Genomic DNA, 13,980 nt, shown 5'->3' with positions numbered 1-13,980 from the left:
CCAAGAAAGCAGCCCCCGTTCCGATGAATGACCGCCGCCCACCCCGCTCCGCGCTCCGTTCGGCCGCAAAGACCGATGCCCCCCGCGGCCGCCGCGCCGCGCGCGCCGATGCACCGCCGCGCAAATTGAAGGCCGAGCCCGAGCGCCAGGACGGGCCGCAGCGCATTGCGAAGCTGCTCGCCCGCGCCGGCGTCGGATCGCGCCGCGATGTCGAACGGATGATCGAACAGGGCCGGATCGCGCTCAATGGCGAGGTCATCGTGCAGCCTGCGCCGCTGCTGGCATCGCTCGAAGGGCTGACCGTCGACGGCAACCCGGTCGCCAAACCCGTTTCGACGCGCCTTTATCGCTTTCACAAGCCGTCGGGCTGCCTCACCGCGGCGCGCGACCCCAAGGGCCGCAAGACGATCTACGATATCCTGCCGAAGGGCCTGCCGCGACTGATGCCGGTCGGCCGCCTCGACTATAATACCGAGGGGCTGTTGCTGCTGACCAACGACGGCGAATTCAAGCGCCAGCTCGAGCTGCCCGCAAGCGGGGTCGAGCGGACGTATCGCGCGCGCGCGTTCGGCGACATCAGTCAGGAGCAGCTCGAAGAGCTGGTCATGGGCATCGAAATCGACGGCATCCGCTATGGCAAGATCGACGCCAATCTCGAGCGCCGTACCGGGCGCAACCAGTGGATCGAGCTGACGCTGACCGAAGGCAAGAACCGCGAAGTGCGCCGCGTCCTCGAACATCTTGGGCTGCAAGTCAGCCGCCTGATCCGCACACGGTACGGCCAGTTCACGATCGCCGACCTCGACGTCGGGCAGGCCGAAATCGTCCCGCGCGACGAATTGTTCCAGTTCCGGCGGCGCCTCGACAAATGAGGGTGATTTCGGGTGAATGGCGCGGCCGCAAGCTGCTCGCGCCTAAGAATGATGCGACGCGTCCCACCGCCGACCGCACGCGCGAAACGCTTTTCTCGATGCTGGCGAGCCGCGTCGGCAGCTTCGATGGGCTGCATGTCGCCGACCTGTTCGCGGGATCGGGCGCGCTCGGGATCGAAGCCCTGTCGCGCGGCGCGGCGCATTGCCTGTTCGGCGAACAGGATCGCGATGCCATAGATGCGCTCCGAAAGAATCTTGCAACGCTCGGCGCGGCGCCGCGCGCCGACGTGCGGGCCGGTTCGGTTCTGGCTCTCGGGCCCGCCCCGCGTCCCTTCGACCTGCTGCTGTTCGACGCGCCCTATGGCACCGGCGCGGGCAGCGTCGCGCTCGACAAGCTCAACCGGCTTGGGTGGGTCGGCGCGGACAGCCTGATCTCGATCGAGACCGCCGACAAGGAGGCCGTCGAAGTCGCAGGGTTTGCAATCGATGCGATACGCAAGGTCGGCAAGGCGAAACTGACGCTGCTCAGGCCGGCTTAGACCGGCGGACCATCAGCAGGCCCAGCCAGCTCACCACGCCGGCGAGGGCCAGGTACAACCCGACCACCGGCGTGCCCCGCCATTCGGCGAGCGCCTGCGCAACGATCGGCGCCATCGCGCCGCCCAGGATGCCGCCCGCGTTGAACGCGACCGAGGCGCCCGTATAGCGGACGCGAACAGGAAACAGCTCGGTCAGCCAGCTCCCGAGGGGGCCATAGACAAGCCCCATCACGAACAGCGCGGCGGCGAGTCCCAGAAAGATGACCAGCCAGCTTCCCGACGCGAGCGACGGACCGAACAGAAAGCCGATGAGGATCGTCGCGCCGCATCCCCGGCTCAGCACGCGCTGCGCGCTCGACACGTCGCTCCGATACCCCGCGAACACGATCCCCGCCGCCATGAACAGGATCGCGCCCAGCTGAATCAGCAGGAATTGCTCCTTGGGATAGCCGAGTTTGCTGGTGCCATGCGCCAGCGCAAAGCTGGTCGCGAGATAGAAGATCGCAAAGCAGGCGACGACCGCAAAGGTTCCCGCCAGCGTCGGGAGAAGATGGTGGCGGAACAGTTCGCCGAGCGGCACGGCGACCGGCGCGTCCCGCTCAATCGCTTCGGCGAAGGCGGGCGTTTCGCCGATCTTGAGGCGTACCCACAGCCCCAGTCCGACGAGCAGCGCGGAAAACAGGAACGGAACCCGCCAGCCCCAGCTTGCGAAGTCCGCATCGCCGAGGCCGAGCCCGAGCAGCAGGAACAGCCCGTTCGCGGCGATGAACCCGACCGGCGCGCCAAGCTGCGGAAACATGCCGAACCGCGAGCGCCAGCCCGGCGGGGCGTTTTCCACCGCCAGCAGCGCCGCTCCGCCCCATTCGCCCCCAAGCCCGAAGCCCTGTCCGAAACGCAGCAGGCAGAGCAGCAGCGGCGCGACCCAGCCCACCATTGCATAGGTCGGCAGGAAGGCGATCAGCAGCGTCGATCCGCCCATCAGCATAAGCGAGGCGACCAACGTCGATTTGCGCCCGATCCGGTCGCCATAATGGCCGAAAACGATGGCACCGACGGGACGCGCAAAAAAGGCGAGGCCGAAGGTCATGAAGCTGTACAGGAGCTGCGCCGACGCCGATTCGGTGGGAAAGAACAGCGGCCCGAACACCAGCGCCGCGGCGGTCCCGTAGATGTAGAAATCATAAAATTCGACCGCAGTGCCGACCAGGCTCGCGGTCAGGATGCGCCGATGTGTCCGATAAGGTGCCAGATCCATGGGCCACGTCCCTCCCCCAACTGTGCCGGCGCGCTTTGAGCCCCTTTGCAGCCGCGGCGCAAGGCGTATCGATATTGGCGAAGCATCGCCGGCCGCGCTAAACCATCGTCATGGAAGGTTCCCGCATCGAACAGTTCGGCGTCATCGGCGCCGGACGCGTCGCGCAGGCGCTGGCTTTCGGTCTGGCGAGCCATTCGATCGAGCCACCGCTCATGTGGGGTAGGTCGTTGGAAAAACTCGGTGCCGCCTCGGCGGCGACCGGCAGCGAAGTGGCGGTGTCGCTCGACCGGCTGGCGAGCGACTGCGACGTCATCGCCATCGCGGTCTCCGACGATGCGATCCCCGCCATTGTCGGGGAGCTGGCGCGGGAGCTGGTCGCAGACAGCTCGACCTTCGTGTTTCACGTCAGCGGGCGGAGCGGCGCAGCAACTCTCGAACCGCTCCGTGACCGGGGTGCCCTGACCGCAGCGGTTCACCCCGCCATGACCTTCACAGGCCATCCCGAGCGAGAGGCGGCGCAAATGGCGCAAGCGCGATTTGCGGTCACGGGGTCGTCGGCAAGCGCCACCGAGCAGGCGCGCGCCATCGTTGCGCTGCTGGGCGGCGTATCGATCGAAATCGCCGAAGCGCAGCGCACGCTCTACCACGCCGCCCTTTGCCATGCCTCGAACCATCTGGTGACGCTTCTCACCGGCGCATCGCACGCGTTGGTGCGCGCGGGCGTCGACGATCCGGCATCGCTGCTCGCGCCGCTGGTCCGCGCGGCGCTGCAGAATGGCCTCGATCGCGGTTTCGATGCCCTGTCGGGCCCCCTGCTGCGCGGCGACGGGCGGACGATCGAAGGCCATCTCGCGGCGCTTGCCACCGATTGTCCGACGCTCCTCCCGGCCTATCGCGCGATGGCGCTCGCCACGGTCGATGAACTCGAACGGACCGGCGCCGGCATCGACCTCGTTGCTCTTCGTGACCGGTTGGCCTGAGCGTCCCCGCACTGGACAGCGCGGTCGCTGTTCCCTAATCGTTCGCGCGTGACCGACCTCCCCGCCTCGACGCCCGACCTGACCCGCCACGACCCGTCGGATCCGCCCTATTTGCAGGGACTCAACGGCCCACAACGGCAGGCCGTGCTGACGACCGAAGGCCCGGTACTGATGCTGGCGGGCGCCGGAACGGGCAAGACCGCCGCATTGACCGCGCGGCTGGCGCATATCATCGCGACGCGGCGCGCCTGGCCGTCGGAAATCCTGGCGGTCACGTTCACGAACAAGGCGGCGCGCGAGATGCGCGAGCGGATCGGGCGGATGATCGGCGACGCGGTCGAGGGGATGCCGTGGCTCGGCACCTTTCACAGCATCTGCGCGAAGATGCTGCGGCGCCACGCCGAACTGGTCGGCCTCCAGAGCAATTTCACCATCCTCGATACCGACGACCAGCTTCGGGTGCTCAAACAGCTCATCCAGGCGGAAGGGCTCGACGAGAAGCGCTGGCCCGCGCGCCAGCTCGCGGGGCTGATCGACAAGTGGAAGAACCGCGGCCTTACCCCCGCCGATCTCGATGCGGCGGACAAGGAGGCCTATGCCGACGGCAAGGGGGGGCATTTCTACGCCCTCTATCAGGCGCGGCTGAAAACGCTCAACGCCTGCGATTTCGGTGACCTGCTGCTCCACATGCTGGTGATCCTCAAGACGCACCGCGACGTGCTCGAACACTATCAACAGCGGTTCAAATACATTCTCGTCGACGAATATCAGGACACCAACGCCAGCCAGTATCTGTGGCTGCGGCTGCTCGCGCAGGCGCGCAAGAATATCTGCTGCGTCGGCGACGACGACCAGTCGATCTATTCGTGGCGCGGCGCCGAGGTCGCGAACATCCTCCGTTTCGAGAAGGACTTCCCCGGCGCGACGGTGATCCGGCTCGAACAGAATTATCGTTCGACGCCGCAGATCCTCGCCGCCGCCTCGGCGCTGATTGCGCAGAACAGCGACCGGCTCGGCAAGACGTTGTGGACCGATCTCGATGCGGGCGACAAGGTTCGTGTCGTCGGTGTCTGGGACGGCCCCGAAGAGGCGCGGCGGATCGGCGAGGAACTGGAAACGCTCCAGCATCGCAAGGTCAGCCTCGATCGCACTGCGATCCTCGTCCGCGCACAGTTTCAGACCCGCGAATTCGAAGACCGCTTCATCGCGATCGGTATGCCCTACCGGATCGTCGGCGGCTTCCGCTTCTACGAACGCGCCGAAATCCGCGATGCCCTCGCCTATCTGCGGCTCGTGCAATCGCCGGCAGACGATCTGGCGTTCGAACGCATCGTCAACGTGCCCAAACGCGGGCTTGGCGACAAGGCGCTCGCACGGATCCACCAGTTCGCCCGGATCGAGCGCGCACCGCTGTTCCATGCCGCGGCGCGGATCACCGAAACCGACGAGCTGACCCCGCAAGCCCGCCGCCAGCTCGCCAATTTCATCGCGCAGATGCGAAATTGGCAGGGTAAGGCGAACGAGTTGTCGCACCCCGAGCTGACCCAGCTCATTCTCGACGAGTCGGGCTATACCGCGATGCTGCAAGCCGACCGCAGCGCCGAGGCTGCGGGGCGTCTGGAGAATCTCTCCGAACTCGTCCGGGCAATGGAAGACTATGAGTCGCTCGAAGCCTTTCTCGAGCATGTCAGCCTCGTCATGGACCGCGACAATGACGATCAGGCCGAGACCGTCACCATCATGACGATCCACGCCGCCAAGGGGCTCGAGTTCGATCATGTCTTCCTCGCCGGCTGGGAGGACGGAGTATTTCCGTCGCAGCGGTCGATGGACGAAGGCGGCATCGCCAGTCTCGAAGAGGAACGCCGCCTCGCCTATGTCGCGATCACCCGCGCGCGCCACCGCGCAAGCATCTATCACGCCGCGAACCGCCGCATCTACGGCCAGTGGATGAGCAGCATCCCCAGCCGTTTCATCGCCGAAATCCCCCCCGAACATGTCGAAAGCGAGAACAGCTTCGGCGGCGGACAAAGCCTGTGGCGTGCCAACTGGTCGGCGCAGGGTGATCCCTTCGCGCATGTTGCAGACCGCAATCCCGCACGGACGATGACGCGCGGCCCCGCGTGGCAACGCGCCGTCGCGTCGTCATCGACCATCACGCGCGCCCCTGCCCCGAGCGAAAAGGGGCCCGCCGCTTCGGTCGGCGCCAAACCGCGCTCGGACCTCGCGATCGGCATGCGCGTGTTCCACGAGAAATTCGGCTATGGCGAGATCGTCGACATCGAAGGCAACAAGCTCGACGTCGAATTCGACCAGGCAGGCAGCAAAAAGGTTCTCGACGGCTTCGTCCGCGCAGCCTGAATTCTATTGTCAACTTTATCAGTTATGATATGCCATCTCCTGCGATCAACGAGTCGCGTTTTGGGAGAATTTGCATGCGAAATAAGCTCTTAGCGGGCGCGATGGCGCTCGCCCTGGCCGGCTGTTCTCAAGAGGCTGCCGAAAATGCCGCCACGACGGACAGCCCCGCCGCCGAAAGCGTCGTCGCAGAAGGCGGTTCCGCCGACGCCGCCAGCACCCCCCGTATCGGCGTCGAAGCCGCGCCCGGGGTCGCATTCGACTACACCTACACCTTCCGCCTTGCCGACAAATCCATCTCGAAAGTTCAGGAAGAGCATGCCGCCGCCTGCGAGACGCTCGGGGTCCAGCGCTGCCGTATCGTCGACGTGCGATACCAGCTCAGCGATGAAAAGCTCGTCGAGGCGCAAACCCGGTTCAAGCTGGAACCCGGCATTGCGCGCAAATTTGGCGCCGATGCGATCGCCAGCGTCGAAAAGGCCGAGGGCGTCCTCGCCGATGCCAGCGTCGCGGGCGAGGACGTCGGCACCGAAATTCTCGCCTCCCAGCAGCGCAGTGCAGGCTCCGAATCTGAAATTTCCCGCCTGGAGGAGCGACTGAAAGCGGGCGGTCTTGGCAAGGCCGAGCGCGCCGAAATCCTTGCGCAGATCAGCGAGCTACGCGGCCAGATCGGCGACGAACGCCAGAGCCGCCGCACCGGCGAGGCCCGCATTGCGTGGACGAGCGTTGCATTCAACTATGTCAGCGACGGCGGGCTGCCGGGTATCGGCCACGAAAATCCCTTTGCCAATGCGGGCGAGACGCTGATGCGGAGCGGCAGCACCGCCCTCACCTTCGTCCTGACGCTGGGCGCGGCGATTCTCCCCTGGGGCATCCTCTTCGCCCTGGCCCTGGCCTTCTGGCGCAGCCGCTTCATGACCGCGGTGCGTCAGCAGATGCGCGCGAATGCCAGGCGGACCGAATCATCGGCTCCACCCGCCGGTTGACCGCAGGGCGGGCGATCGCTCGCCGCGATCTGCTTCCTTCGCGCATGGCAAGGAGCGTGAGGCGCGAGCGACGTCCGTCGGTGCGGCAAGGGAGGACGAATGACGGGGGAAAGGGTCGCTGGTGGAGCCGAGGGGAATCGAACCCCTGACCTCTGCAGTGCGATTGCAGCGCTCTCCCATCTGAGCTACGGCCCCGCGACGGGCGGCTCTTAACGGCATGACTTGACAGTGGCAACGGCTTTTCTGACGATTGCCCGCATGGCGTGAATGAAATTGGGGAATTGGGGAATTTCCAATGAACAGGGCATGGCATTTGAGCAGTCGTCCGATTGGGCTGCCGACGCTGGACAATTTCGCGCTCCGCGCGCTGCCCGACGGTCCGCTCGATGCCGACCAGCTGCGCGTCCGCAACCTGTGGCTGTCGGTCGACCCCTATATGCGCGGGCGAATGAACGACGCCAAAAGCTATGCCGCGAGTTTCCAGATCGATCAGCCGATGACCGGCGGCGCAATCGGCGAGGTGCTGGAAAGCACGATGGACGGCTTCGTGCCCGGCGACCTGATCCTCCACATGGGCGGCTGGCGCGACGGCGGGATCATCGGGCTCGACATGATGCCCAACAAATTGCCCGCAGAGTTGCTGGCGGGCGGCATGTCGCCGCAGACCTTCCTGCACAACATGGGCCTCACCGGCGGCACCGCCTGGATCGGCCTGCTCCGCGTTGCAGCCGCGAAGCCGGGCGATACGGTTTTCGTGTCCGCCGCGGCAGGCGCGGTGGGCTCGGCCGTGGTGCAGATCGCCAAGGCGCGTGAAATGACGGTGATCGGCTCGGCGGGCGGCGCGCAGAAATGCGCATGGGTGTCGAATCTCGGCGCCGATGCCGTGATCGACTACAAGGCGGGGCCAGTGCTGCCCCAACTCGCAGCGGCACTAGAAAAGCTCGGAAAGCCGGGGATCGACGTCTATTTCGACAATGTCGGCGGCGAGCATCTCGACGCGGCCTTTGCGGTCGCCAATGATTTCGCACGCTTCGCGATCTGCGGGATGATCGACGTCTATAATGACGGCAAACCGCAGGAGATGAAGTACATCATCCGCTCGATCCCCGCGCGTATCCGCATGGAAGGCTTCATCTACACCGACCAGTTCATCGAATGCATGGAGGAATTCTACGCCGACATGGGCGGGCTGATCGCCAGCGGCGCAGTGACGATCCGCGAGACCGTGCACGACGGAATCGAAGCGGCACCGGAGGCTTTCCTCGGACTCTTCTCGGGCGCGAATATCGGCAAGATGTTGGTCCGGCTGTAGGTTCCTGTGTCCGGAAACGGCCGGAAGCTGTCGGCGCTAGCTGGTCGGCTCTGCGCCGTAGGTGTGCCGAATGTAGGCCAGCATAAGCTTTAAAATGAGCCTTTGAACGGCCCACAAGCAAACTCCGATGGTCAGAAAGCCCAAGAAGCTCCACATGTGAGTGGCGAATCCCCAATCATAGGTAGCCACCTTATCGACAAGTGCGACGAGGAATAGGACAATGAATAACCCCGCCCATAGGGCGGCGATCGCATTAAGACACGCACGATACCAGCGATACTTCGCATGCCCTCGGCGGCTTTGATTTTTTAGGTATTCCGGGTCCTGTTTGACCATGATCTCAGCTTAGGGCGTGAGTCGTCTACTTGCCACCCCGAAACGGACATTCGCGGCGCAAAAAAAACGCTGTCCTACATTATCCCGCTGTGTCAGCTTTTCTCTCAGCTGTTTGACTATGTGGACGCCGCGATCGCAGCCCGGTCTACGCAGATGTGCAGGGGCCGGCGCGACGCGTCCGTGAAGCAAGGCAAGTCGGACCTGCAAGAGGCTGAACTTTCCTGAACTTTGAAATCCAGGTCAGTCGGACGAATCCACCGAAAAAGCGGCAGGTTGCCGCTCGGCGTGCGGATCAGCTACCGAAACCCACCGACAGGAAGCCCGGCATCGGCCCGTTCCAGCCGTCGTCGGGGCCATCGTCATCCTGACGCGACGCGGGCGCGGGCTTCCGGCTTGCTTCCTTCTTCGGCGCCGCACGCTTCTCTTCGCTGCGCGCGGGTTCCTTGTCGGCTTTTGCCGGGCGGCGCCCGCCGCGTTCCGAACGGCCGCGGCGCGGCTCGCGCTCTTCGGCGTTCCGTTCCGGTCTGGCCTCAGGCGCGCCCGTATCGTGAACCGGGATCTGATAGCCGGTCAGCTTCTGGATATTGTCGATCGCCTCGTCGTCCGACGGCGTGATCAGCGTGAATGCCCGCCCCTTCGCCCCGGCGCGGCCCGTGCGGCCGATACGGTGGACATAATCGTCCGGATGCCAGGGCGCGTCGAAGTTGAAGACGTGGCTGACGCCCTTCACGTCGAGACCGCGCGCGGCGACGTCCGACGCGACGAGGATGTTGATCGTCCCGGCCTTGAAGCGGTCGAGCTCGGCGATGCGGCTCGACTGGTCCATGTCGCCATGGATTTCTCCGGCCTTGTAGCCGTGACGCTGAAGCGACTTGGCGAGTTCGCGCACCGTCGTCTTGCGATTGCAGAAGATGATCGCAGTGCCGATGTCCTCCGACTCGATCAGGCCGCGGAGCGCATCGCGCTTGCCGCGTTCGGACGTCTTGACGACGAACTGCTCGATATTCTCGTTCCGGCTCGCAGGACGAGCGACCTCGATCGTCTTCGGGTTGGACAGGAATTTGTCGGCGAGCTTCTTGATCGGCGGCGGCATCGTCGCCGAGAAAAGCAGAGTCTGCCGATTCGCGGGCAGCTTCGTGCAGATATTCTCGATGTCCGGAATGAAACCCATGTCGAGCATCCGGTCGGCTTCGTCGATCACCAGCAGGTTGCAGCCGGTGAGCAAGATCTTGCCGCGCTCGAACAGGTCCATCAGGCGGCCCGGCGTTGCGATCAGGACATCGACGCCCTTTTCGAGTGCCTTGATCTGGTCGCCCATCTGGACGCCGCCGATCAGCAGCGCCATCGACAGCTTGTGGTACTTGCCGTATTTTTCAAAGTTTTCCGCGACCTGCGCGGCGAGCTCGCGCGTCGGCTCGAGGATCAGCGAGCGCGGCATCAGTGCGCGCGCGCGGCCGTGCGCCAGGATGTCGATCATCGGCAGCACGAAGGACGCGGTCTTGCCCGTGCCCGTCTGGGCGATGCCGATCATGTCGCGCATCATCAGAACCGACGGGATCGCGCCCGCCTGAATCGCGGTAGGTTCGTCGTAGCCGGACTCGGTCACGGCGCGCAAAAGTTCATCGGAAAGGCCGAGGTCGGCAAATTTCATAGGGTCAAACTGTCCGGAAAAATGTTTCAGCACGGCGTCCCACGCCAGCCGATCCTGCGGGGCCAATGGGGAAACAGCAGCGAAAAGTCAAGAAAAGGCCGACAATTCGGCTGATCAGTCGTCGTTTTTCGCGACGGGGACCATCAGGCGAAACTTGTCGATCTCGCACTTGGCGCCCGTGCGGGCATGAATCTGGTCGCGATCCTCGCAGAGCTGCCCGTCTTTCGAGCCTTGCATGTAAAAGCCGGCATAGAAGTCCAGCGCACGGCAACCGCGGTTAAGCTGCGCGCGAAGCCGCTGTTTCTGCCTCGTGATCAGGTCGATGCTGTCACGCTGCGCCCCCTGCATCCCGAGGATGTTGCGCATCGCGACGCATTTGGGCGCTTTCTTTTCCTTCCACTCGACGGGCGCCTGCCGCAGCCGCATTTCGGGGGCGGGGGGCGCCGAGAAATTGTTGAGCGAAGATCGCTGCGCCGGAACGCGGATGATGATCTGCTGTTCGATCACCATCTGCCAGAAGGACGCGGTCGAATCTTCCGGTGACGGCATCGCGACGACCGAGAGGGGCTCGGGCCCCGGTCCCGGGGCTTCGGCGACGGGCGCCATCATCATCGTCCACAGGGCGGCAAGGGTCAGCACGAACGTACTGCCGCCCTTCCGGCGCCCCGATCGAAGCTGTCATTCACCCGCGTCTCCCGCATCGATGCTGGACGAAAAGCCTTTCTTCGTCCATCGCCCCTTTAGCGCCCATGATTGAACATCAAATGAATTGCTGTCGACCCCGACCGGCGGTCGGACGGCGTTTTTCGGGAAATATGCGCAAGTGAGCCACCCACCCTCCCCCCGATTGCTTCAAGCCCTGGCCGATCTGCTGGGACCGAAGGGATTCAGCGTCGATGCCGATGCCATGGCGCCCTGGCTTACCGACTGGCGCGGCAAATATCATGGACAGGCTGCGGCGATGCTGTCGCCGGTATCGACCGACGAAGTGGCCGAAATCGTCCGTCTCTGCGCCGCCGAGGGCGCCGCGATCGTTCCGCAGGGCGGCAACAGCGGCATGGTGGGCGGCGCGACGCCCGATGCCAGCGGACATCAGTTGCTGCTGAGCCTCCGGCGCATGAACCGCATCCGTTCGATTGATGCAGCGGCGCGGACGGCCGTCGCCGAAGCGGGCGTGGTTCTGGAGAATTTTCATCATGCGGCGCTCGACGTCGGTCTGCGCTTCCCGTTGACGCTCGGCGGCAAGGGATCGGCGACGATCGGCGGGCTCGTGTCGACCAACGCCGGCGGCACGCAGGTCCTGCGCCACGGCACGATGCGCGCGCTTGTCGCGGGGATCGAGGCCGTCCTGCCCGAAGGCAGCATCTTCGACGGACTGGCGCCGCTGAAGAAGGACAATCGCGGCTATGACCTGCGCCACCTGCTTTGCGGGGCCGAGGGGACCTTGGGGATCGTTACCGCGGCTTGCCTGCATCTCATTCCCGCCAACGCGGCGCGCCAGACCGCGTGGGTCGGACTCAAATCGCCCGAGGCCGCGCTGGCGCTGCTGCGCAAACTCGACGACGGCGTTGGCGACGCGCTCGAAGGGTTCGAGATCGTGCCGAAAAGCAGCCTGGACGCCGTGCTGCGCCACATTCCGCAGACCCGTGCGCCGCTCGCCAATCCGGCGCCCTGGAATGCGCTGATCGAATTGGCGGGCGACGATGAAGGGGCGCTTGCGGTTCCGCTCGAGGCGACTTTGGCGGCCGCGCTCGACGCCGGCCTGATCGACGACGTCGCCCTCGCGAAGAACGAGCGCGAAAGCGAAGATTTCTGGAAGCTCCGCGATTCCATCTCGGAGGCCGAACGTGCGGAAGGACCGGCGCTCCAGCATGACGTCAGCGTTCCGGTTGACCTCATGCCGCGCTTCATCGCCGACAATCCGGCGCGCCTTGCCGCCGAGTTCCCCGGGGTTCGCACGACGTCGTTCGGCCATCTCGGCGACGGCAATATCCACCATCATGTCCAGCCGCCCGCCGGCGTCGACGGCCAGGCGTGGCTCGCGCAGCATGGCGCGGCGCTCAGCCGCGCCGTCTATTCGCATGTCATCGAGCTCGGCGGGTCGATTTCCGCCGAACACGGGATCGGACAGATGAAACGCGACATTTTGGCCGAGCTCGACAGTCCGGCGCGGTTGCATGCGCTAAGGGCCGTCAAGGCGGGTCTCGACCCGGCCGGCCTGTTCAATCCCGGGAAACTGATCGGCTGATAGCCGGGGCATCCCGTGCAAACGCCCTTGCGCCGCGCGGCGCGGGCCAATAAGGCGCGCCATTATTCATTGCCCCGAACGGTCCGGGGCATGTAGCCGGAGTTCGATCATGGCCACTGCGCCCGCAAACAACCTGCCGCTTTTCTACAAGGATCTCGTTCCGCTCTCGAGCGTCGATCACGCCGATTATCACGCACGTAGCCTCGACACTGCGGAGTTCCTGGTCGGCCAGCACGCCATTCCGCTGACGTCGGACGAGTTCGTGTCGGCCGGCCGCTATTTCCCCATCGTCTTCTCGTCCGGCGAAAACCCGGTCCCGCTGGCGCTGATGGGCCTGAACGAGGGCGTCAACGTCTTCGTCGACGACCAGGGCAAGCTGATCAATCCGGTCTATGTCCCGGCCTATGTCCGCCGCTATCCCTTCATGCTCGCGCGGCTCAACCCCGACAGCGAGGATCTGTCGCTGTGCTTCGACCCGACCTCGCCCGCGATCGGCAAGTTCGAGGAAGGCGACGCTCTGTTCGCCGATGGCCAGCCGACCGAGCCGGTGAATTCGGTGCTCGAATTCTGCCGCACCTTCGAGGAAGCGGGTCAGCGCACCAGCATGTTCGTCGAAGAACTGAAAAAGGCCGACCTGTTGATGGACGGCGAAGTGGCGATCCAGCCCGAAGGAAACGACAAGCCATTCATCTATCGCGGCTTCCAGATGGTCGACGAGAACAAGCTGCGCGAGCTGCGCGGTGACGTGCTTCGCAAGATGATGCAGAACGGCATTCTCGCGCTGATCTTTGCCCACCTCTTCTCGCTGCAGCTGATGCGCGAAATCTTTGCCGAGCAGGTCCGCTCGGGTAAGGTTCCGGAACTGATCCAGGTTCCTGCCGTCTAAGGAGCATATTTCCATGGCCACCATCGACAACGCCCGATCGCGCTATTCGAGGGTGGCCATAGGGCTTCACTGGCTCATCGGCCTGGCAGTGATCGCGAACATCTGCCTCGCCATGCTGACCGAAGGTTTGCCCCGCGACGCCCATCGCGCCGCGATGAACGCCCACAAGGCGCTGGGCATGGCGATATTGGCGCTGACGCTGATCCGCATCCTGTGGCGCCTGGTCAACAAGGCGCCGCCGCCACCCGAAACGATGCGCGCGTGGGAACGCCGGGCCAGCCGCTTCGCGCACTTCCTTTTCTATGTGCTGCTGATCCTGCTGCCGCTTTCGGGTTGGGTCTGGATGTCGGCGGCGGATCGTCCGATCGATTTCTTCGGACTGTTCGCCATTCCCTCCATCGTCGGGCCCGACAAGCAGGTCGCCGATGTTCTTCATGAACGGCACGAAATGCTTGGGCTGACCATGCTGGCGCTGGTCGTCCTGCATATCGCGGCGGCGCTGAAGCATCAGTTCATCGACCGTGACCGGCTTCTTTCGCGGATGAATCCCTTTTGAT

13 protein-coding genes and 1 tRNA gene are annotated in these 13,980 nt (G+C 64.8%); 9 read left to right on the top strand and 5 right to left on the bottom strand.

The features are described from left to right. Positions 1 to 23 precede the first annotated feature (23 nt). On the top strand, positions 24 to 872 hold the full coding sequence (locus tag J1N50_RS05915) for a pseudouridine synthase (RefSeq protein ID WP_215351042.1): 849 nt from the start codon (positions 24 to 26) through the stop codon (positions 870 to 872). Continuing rightward, positions 869 to 1,411 carry a 16S rRNA (guanine(966)-N(2))-methyltransferase RsmD gene (gene rsmD / locus J1N50_RS05910; protein ID WP_215351039.1) on the top strand — a complete coding sequence of 181 codons (543 nt, stop codon included), beginning with the start codon at positions 869 to 871 and terminating at the stop codon, positions 1,409 to 1,411. The genes J1N50_RS05915 and rsmD overlap by 4 nt, the downstream gene beginning before the upstream one ends. On the opposite strand, the gene J1N50_RS05905 is transcribed toward rsmD, so the two are convergent. Beyond that, a complete protein-coding gene (locus tag J1N50_RS05905) occupies positions 1,398 to 2,666 on the bottom strand; it encodes an MFS transporter (RefSeq protein WP_215351035.1) in 1,269 nt (422 codons plus the stop codon). The two genes, rsmD and J1N50_RS05905, sit on opposite strands and share 14 nt — an antisense overlap. A 110-nt stretch (positions 2,667 to 2,776) precedes the next feature. Between J1N50_RS05905 and J1N50_RS05900 the strand changes: the two genes are divergently transcribed. From J1N50_RS05900 to J1N50_RS05890, 3 genes are all read left to right on the top strand, one after another. Continuing rightward, a complete protein-coding gene (locus J1N50_RS05900; protein WP_215351032.1) occupies positions 2,777 to 3,646 on the top strand; it encodes a Rossmann-like and DUF2520 domain-containing protein in 870 nt (289 codons plus the stop codon). A gap of 48 nt (positions 3,647 to 3,694) precedes the next feature. Next, positions 3,695 to 6,007 carry an ATP-dependent helicase gene (locus tag J1N50_RS05895; protein ID WP_215351029.1) on the top strand — a complete coding sequence of 771 codons (2,313 nt, stop codon included), beginning with the start codon at positions 3,695 to 3,697 and terminating at the stop codon, positions 6,005 to 6,007. Positions 6,008 to 6,081: 74 nt separating this feature from the next. Further along, positions 6,082 to 6,990 carry a DUF4349 domain-containing protein gene (locus J1N50_RS05890; protein ID WP_215351026.1) on the top strand — a complete coding sequence of 303 codons (909 nt, stop codon included), beginning with the start codon at positions 6,082 to 6,084 and terminating at the stop codon, positions 6,988 to 6,990. A gap of 119 nt (positions 6,991 to 7,109) precedes the next feature. Here the strand turns inward: J1N50_RS05890 and J1N50_RS05885 are convergent. Beyond that, positions 7,110 to 7,185, bottom strand: a tRNA-Ala gene (locus J1N50_RS05885). A gap of 100 nt (positions 7,186 to 7,285) precedes the next feature. Here J1N50_RS05885 and J1N50_RS05880 point away from each other — a divergent pair. Further along, positions 7,286 to 8,302 (top strand): NADP-dependent oxidoreductase, encoded by a 1,017-nt coding sequence (locus J1N50_RS05880; RefSeq protein ID WP_215351023.1) that lies wholly within the window; start codon positions 7,286 to 7,288, stop codon positions 8,300 to 8,302. 36 nt (positions 8,303 to 8,338) lie between these two features. On the opposite strand, the gene J1N50_RS05875 is transcribed toward J1N50_RS05880, so the two are convergent. The 3 genes from J1N50_RS05875 to J1N50_RS05865 form a co-directional block, all read right to left on the bottom strand. Beyond that, positions 8,339 to 8,638, bottom strand: coding sequence for a hypothetical protein (locus tag J1N50_RS05875; protein WP_215351020.1), 300 nt, complete (start codon positions 8,636 to 8,638; stop codon positions 8,339 to 8,341). Between the two features lie 292 nt (positions 8,639 to 8,930). Next, entirely contained in the window at positions 8,931 to 10,289 is a 1,359-nt protein-coding gene (locus J1N50_RS05870; RefSeq protein WP_215351016.1) for a DEAD/DEAH box helicase, read from the bottom strand. A gap of 114 nt (positions 10,290 to 10,403) precedes the next feature. Further along, complete coding sequence (locus tag J1N50_RS05865) at positions 10,404 to 10,928, bottom strand: hypothetical protein (RefSeq protein WP_215351013.1); 525 nt, start codon at positions 10,926 to 10,928, stop codon at positions 10,404 to 10,406. A 268-nt stretch (positions 10,929 to 11,196) separates the two neighbouring features. On the opposite strand from J1N50_RS05865, the gene J1N50_RS05860 reads away from it, so the two are divergent. From J1N50_RS05860 to J1N50_RS05850, 3 genes are all read left to right on the top strand, one after another. After that, positions 11,197 to 12,537 carry an FAD-binding oxidoreductase gene (locus tag J1N50_RS05860; RefSeq protein WP_215351010.1) on the top strand — a complete coding sequence of 447 codons (1,341 nt, stop codon included), beginning with the start codon at positions 11,197 to 11,199 and terminating at the stop codon, positions 12,535 to 12,537. A 109-nt stretch (positions 12,538 to 12,646) separates the two neighbouring features. Next, the gene (locus tag J1N50_RS05855; protein ID WP_215351007.1) at positions 12,647 to 13,423 is read left to right on the top strand and encodes a SapC family protein; all 777 of its coding nucleotides are present in this window, start codon (positions 12,647 to 12,649) and stop codon (positions 13,421 to 13,423) included. 13 nt (positions 13,424 to 13,436) lie between these two features. Then, a complete protein-coding gene (locus J1N50_RS05850; RefSeq protein WP_215351004.1) occupies positions 13,437 to 13,979 on the top strand; it encodes a cytochrome b in 543 nt (180 codons plus the stop codon). Position 13,980: the final 1 nt, after the last annotated feature.

The organism is Sphingopyxis soli (genome assembly GCF_018682675.1).
Taxonomy (GTDB): domain Bacteria; phylum Pseudomonadota; class Alphaproteobacteria; order Sphingomonadales; family Sphingomonadaceae; genus Sphingopyxis; species Sphingopyxis soli.
The sequence above is the reverse complement of the archived record's forward strand: the minus strand, read 5'-3'. Positions and strand labels throughout refer to the sequence as shown.

Coding starts and splice junctions, on each gene's coding strand:
- J1N50_RS05915 (WP_215351042.1), top strand. CDS start 24: ATGAATGACCGCCGCCCACCCCGCTCCGCGCTCCGTTCGGCCGCAAAG.
- rsmD (WP_215351039.1), top strand. CDS start 869: ATGAGGGTGATTTCGGGTGAATGGCGCGGCCGCAAGCTGCTCGCGCCT.
- J1N50_RS05905 (WP_215351035.1), bottom strand. CDS start 2,666: ATGGATCTGGCACCTTATCGGACACATCGGCGCATCCTGACCGCGAGC.
- J1N50_RS05900 (WP_215351032.1), top strand. CDS start 2,777: ATGGAAGGTTCCCGCATCGAACAGTTCGGCGTCATCGGCGCCGGACGC.
- J1N50_RS05890 (WP_215351026.1), top strand. CDS start 6,082: ATGCGAAATAAGCTCTTAGCGGGCGCGATGGCGCTCGCCCTGGCCGGC.
- J1N50_RS05880 (WP_215351023.1), top strand. CDS start 7,286: ATGAACAGGGCATGGCATTTGAGCAGTCGTCCGATTGGGCTGCCGACG.
- J1N50_RS05875 (WP_215351020.1), bottom strand. CDS start 8,638: ATGGTCAAACAGGACCCGGAATACCTAAAAAATCAAAGCCGCCGAGGG.
- J1N50_RS05870 (WP_215351016.1), bottom strand. CDS start 10,289: ATGAAATTTGCCGACCTCGGCCTTTCCGATGAACTTTTGCGCGCCGTG.
- J1N50_RS05860 (WP_215351010.1), top strand. CDS start 11,197: ATGGCGCCCTGGCTTACCGACTGGCGCGGCAAATATCATGGACAGGCT.
- J1N50_RS05855 (WP_215351007.1), top strand. CDS start 12,647: ATGGCCACTGCGCCCGCAAACAACCTGCCGCTTTTCTACAAGGATCTC.
- J1N50_RS05850 (WP_215351004.1), top strand. CDS start 13,437: ATGGCCACCATCGACAACGCCCGATCGCGCTATTCGAGGGTGGCCATA.